Source organism: Pelomonas dachongensis (genome assembly GCF_043555865.1).
GTDB lineage: Bacteria > Pseudomonadota > Gammaproteobacteria > Burkholderiales > Burkholderiaceae_C > Pelomonas > Pelomonas dachongensis.
In genome coordinates this window covers 1-225 of sequence record NZ_JBIGHY010000080.1, presented here as the reverse complement: position 1 = coordinate 225, position 225 = coordinate 1, and the positions used below count along the sequence as shown (strand labels likewise).

Here is a 225-nt window from a genome sequence, read left to right as displayed (position 1 = left end):
ACGCTCTGCACGCGGTGCTGTGCGCAGCCGGCTTCAACATCCGCTGGCTGCTGCGGGCGCTGCGGCGCCAGCTGCAGGCCGGCGGCCTAAAGCACGTTTACTTGGCCTTGACCGCCGTATGGACGGCCTTGCTGGCAGCGGCTATGGCGGGATTCAACAGCGCCATGAACTTCAATCCCGAACTATCGCGTCAGCCGGTGCTTCACCAGACATGACCCGCCGCTG

1 pseudogene is annotated in these 225 nt (G+C 65.3%); it reads left to right on the top strand.

Annotated features, from left to right (window positions below):
- Positions 1-215: pseudogene (locus ACG02S_RS26490) on the top strand (hypothetical protein); the annotation flags it as partial.
- Positions 216-225: the final 10 nt, after the last annotated feature.